This is a genomic window from Candidatus Poribacteria bacterium, from assembly GCA_021295755.1.
In the GTDB taxonomy this organism is placed as follows: domain Bacteria; phylum Poribacteria; class WGA-4E; order WGA-4E; family PCPOR2b; genus PCPOR2b.
This window is the reverse complement of the sequence record JAGWBT010000192.1, coordinates 976-5162: the sequence shown is the minus strand read 5'-3', so window position 1 is coordinate 5162 and position 4187 is coordinate 976. Positions and strand designations below refer to the sequence as shown.

General features: G+C 48.6%; 4 protein-coding genes and 1 pseudogene (1 of these 5 running past the window's edge). 2 read left to right on the top strand and 3 right to left on the bottom strand.

Translation table 11 applies throughout. The annotated features are described in order from the left end of the window. Positions 1-369: 369 nt before the first annotated feature. Both J4G02_21250 and bioF read left to right on the top strand, forming a co-directional pair. Positions 370-1341, top strand: a complete 972-nt coding sequence (locus tag J4G02_21250; protein MCE2397051.1) for a CBS domain-containing protein — start codon at positions 370-372, stop codon at positions 1339-1341. A 131-nt stretch (positions 1342-1472) separates the two neighbouring features. Next, positions 1473-2642: an 8-amino-7-oxononanoate synthase gene (gene bioF, locus J4G02_21245; protein MCE2397050.1), complete on the top strand. Its 1170-nt coding sequence runs from the start codon at positions 1473-1475 to the stop codon at positions 2640-2642. A 39-nt stretch (positions 2643-2681) separates the two neighbouring features. Here bioF and mtnC read toward each other — a convergent pair whose 3' ends face one another. The 3 genes and pseudogenes from mtnC to J4G02_21230 all read right to left on the bottom strand — a co-directional run. Continuing rightward, positions 2682-3425, bottom strand: coding sequence for an acireductone synthase (gene mtnC, locus J4G02_21240; protein MCE2397049.1), 744 nt, complete (start codon positions 3423-3425; stop codon positions 2682-2684). After that, positions 3422-4003 (bottom strand): acireductone dioxygenase, encoded by a 582-nt coding sequence (locus J4G02_21235; GenBank protein ID MCE2397048.1) that lies wholly within the window; start codon positions 4001-4003, stop codon positions 3422-3424. Before J4G02_21235 ends, mtnC begins: the two co-directional genes overlap by 4 nt. 100 nt (positions 4004-4103) lie before the next feature. After that, a pseudogene (locus J4G02_21230) lies at positions 4104-4187 on the bottom strand (class II aldolase/adducin family protein) (it continues 651 nt past the right edge of the window).

The window sequence follows — 4187 nt, the reverse complement described above, 5'->3', positions numbered from 1 at the left end:
CGTGTGTCTATACGGGAGACGGATATTCTCAAAGCAATGCGAGAATCCCAATCCTTGAGGGTTGGGAGTAGGTCAAAAAAGCAACTTAGAGCTTCTATAGTGTTGGAAGTCCTCCGTTGGAGTTCGGACCAATATGGCAAATAGGTTGACCAAATACTTGGAATTGGTATAGATTTTCCCTATGTAATCCAAGCGGTGCCTGGTTAAAAGAAATCAGTAATGGAACTGAGTCCGGTGTAAATGCCTAGAATAGATGGATCTTTTTTTTGAAAGACACTCGTGAGATGTGCTATAATTATTTTGGCTTTGTATCGTACAATTTCCTTCAATAGAATTATCTCGATTATCTAAAATGGGAGCGAAACACAATTGAAAAACAAGAGATCTAGGTCAACGGAAAAAGACTCAGAAACCACGACAAAGACAACCGATTCGCTGGTTGTGGCAAACCGCCCAAAACGAACACTTCCCGCATTGGCAAGTCCAACTAAACCGGAACGCGGCTTATTCGGCAAACGGAAACTTAAGGGAGATCCCAAAGCAGACCAGATTAAACAGATTGTCCTCGACAATGTCAAAGCTTTCTCAGAGGCTGATGCGCGGATGTTACATGGGATTTTTTCTCTTGCGCACACAACTGCAAGGGAAATCATGATTCCCTTATCGGAGATGGTGGCGGTTCATATTGCCACGCCGATCGAGCAGACAAAGGCGATGATACAGCATTCTAACTATCAGTTTGTTCCAGTCTATGAAGAACGGATTGATCGGTTAACAGGAATCGTAAGTGTCATGGACATTTTGTACGCTCCACAGGGAACAAACGAACTCGATCCCTTCATCAGGCCTGCATACTATATCCCAGAAACAAAGCTGATAGGTGAATTACTTGAAGAATTGCGTCTTGCCTCAGAACCCATAACAATTATTATTGATGAACATGGTAGCTGCGTTGGATTTATAGGGCTGGACGATCTCCTTGAGCAAATTGTGGGTGAGATTCGCCATTCCCACAAACGGCAGCCGCTACACGTCGAAGTACTTGGAAATAATTCATGGACGCTCGATGCGCGAACACCAATCGATATAGTTAATGCAACACTAATCACAAACATTCCCAAAGATCGCTCCGATACGATTGGGGGATTTATACTCAAACTTATCGGTCGGTTGCCGGAACAGGGCGAAAAAGTGACCTATGACACTATCGAATATACCGTTGATGAGGTCTTTGATTACGGCATCACTGTTATTCACGCCAATAAAATACCGTCGCCGGTCTCCGAGAAAGGACCTAGTGGTTGGGACAGTGTCACACAGAAGTTAACAGGTTCGTCGTAATGAATTCTTCAGGTCATTTTGGAACGATTGAAATCACCACGTCCCCATCTCGTTTTACACCTCACGCATGATGTCGTGAGGTGCATCCCCTCAGAATGATTGATTGACAGAACATCCCTCTCTGGCACTCCATGCCTAAAGAGCACTGGCTGAAATCCGAATTAGCCCAGCTCGATCAAGCTGGGCTTTCGCGATCACTACGCTCCATAATGACAGCACCAACCGGGCGCACTCTGCTTGATGGACGCGAGGTCATTCTGCTCGGATCAAACAACTACCTCGGCTTGAGTGTGCACCCGATAGTGGTTGAAGCTGCTGCTACAGCTGTGCAGAAATACGGAACGGGTGCTAGCGCCTCCCGTCTGATGTCAGGTAATTGTCACCTTTACACCGAACTTGAGGCAAAAATTGCCAAAGCAAAGGGGACAGAAGCCGCCCTCGTTTTCGGCTCTGGATATCTAGCTAATATCGGAGCAATCCCTGTGTTAGCAGGCGAGAGCGATCTTATTCTTAGTGATGCCCTCAATCATGCAAGCATCATTGATGGCTGCCGCCTCAGTCAAGCGACAAAACAGATTTATCGGCATTGTGATGTCGAGCATCTAGAATCGCTGCTAGCACAATCGATGAAATTCAGACACAGGCTCATTGTGACCGATGGCGTTTTCAGCATGGATGGCGACATCGCACCACTCCCTGAAATCTGTAGGCTAGCTGAACGATACGATGCAACCGTAATGGTTGATGACGCACATAGCTTTGGGGTTTTAGGAGAAACAGGTGGCGGGACAATTGAACATTTCGGATTGGAAAATCGTGGCGTTATTCAGATGGGAACGTTAAGCAAAGCGATCGGCGGATTGGGGGGATATGTCGCTGGCAGCACCGCTTTGATTGATTTCCTAATAAATCGAGCGCGGGGATTCATTTTTACAACAGGTCTCCCACCCGCCACGTTGGCAGGTGCTTCGGCAGCGATTGACGTAATCCGTTCCAACCCTGAATTACGCCAACGGTTGTCATCCAACGTTTTTCTGCTCAAAAATGCTTTGCTGGAAAAAGGATTTCAACTGCTACCGAGTCAGACCCAAATTCTTCCGCTGATCCTCGGCACTGTGGAGGTCGCGTCACGGTTCGCTGAAGTTCTGCTTGCACACGGTGTATACGCCCCTGCTATTCGACCACCCACCGTACCGGAAGGAACGAGCCGGTTACGGATTTCTGTAATTGCATCTCACACAACTGAAGATTTAGAGACAGCGGTTAAGGGGTTTGAGGCCGCAAGAGCTGCCACTTCTTAGATAGAAACAACCAACCTAGCGACACAGCAATGATGTCCTTTAGACCTCACGCGACATCTCAATCTGGTCGAATGACGTAATCTCTGGCTGACCGTGCTCCGCTGCAACTTTTGCATTGCCCGGACGTTTGCACAACCCGGTTTGTAGCCCGGCGGCGCGGGCTGCCTCTAACTCATCAAGCACATCGCTTAAAAAAAGAATCTGCGCTGGCGTCAGACCAAAATCTTTGACGATTGCTTGGTAACTCGCTGCTTCCTTTTTTGGACCGGTAGTTGTGTCGTAATGACCTCGAAACAGGTGCAGAATATTCCCAGCCAAGGTATGTCCGAAAAATAACTGCTGCGCCGCAATGCTCCCAGATGAAAAAATACGGACGTCGCACCCGGCATCGTTCCAAGCCTGAATCGCAGGCAGAACATCATCGTAGATGTGCGCCCGCATTTCGCCACTTTCAAAGCCGGACTGCCAGATTAAGCCTTGAAGTGCTTTCAGCCCCGTCGCTTTAATATCGCCATCCATCAACCGAAGGACCTCCGACCGGAGCAGTTGCTGCCGTTTGCCTACCTCAGTCTCGCTCCCACACCACGCAACGAAAGATTCATAACCTACGTCTTTGGCAATCAGATCGCACACCTCGTTTAACGTCGCCGAATCCCAATTCGCGTACAAATATTGATCTAATTCGCGGCGCACGAAAGGGAACATCACATCGTAGACAAAGCTGACCGCCGAAGTTGTGCCTTCGATATCGAGCAGAATTCCACGTCCGGAAAATTTCATCAGACTTTTACCACAGCCTCAATGTCGCTGGCAGGAGATAGGTAGGCTGGTCCCATGCAGACAGGCGTGTAATTCTCATGAACGGGATTGCCAACGTAGTGCGGTGTCCAACCCAATGTGTCCTCAAACAAGCGAATACAGCGGATGGTGCGGTCATCGCACAGATCGAACCAGTGCTGAGTCCCGGTTGGCACGCTGATCAGATCGCCGCTTTCCACTTGGATTGCAAATACGGGAGCGTTATCTGGATGAATGTGAAAGAGTCCACTTCCCTTGATGGTGAAGCGAACTTCATCCTCGCTGTGTGTGTGTTCTTTGTTGAACTTTGCCAGCATGTCGTCTAAGCCGGGCGTCTCTGGCGTGACGTTAATTACATCTGCCGTTACAAATCCCCCTTGTTCCTTGAGACGCTCGATCTCTGGGGCATAAGCGTCCAGAATTTCTTCGTTTGTCGCCTCCTGACCAACACGCCCTTCGACATCCCACTTTTCATACGAGATGCCGAACGGTTTCAGAAATTCGCGAATCTCTTGGTGATCGGTGATTTCTCGATTTTCGTCTTGCACTCGAATACGAGCCATAATGTCCCTCCTCACTGGGGTTGGGTGTCCCAACTCATCGGGCGAGGCAACCTCGCCCCTACGATTCAAGTTAAGGGTTGTTTGGTGAAACCGGCATCGCTCAGGCAAATGTTAGCCGCCGAGCAACGCACTCAAATAGGAACTCAAAAATTTCGATGTGCCGTTTCGCTTCGTCTAGATCATG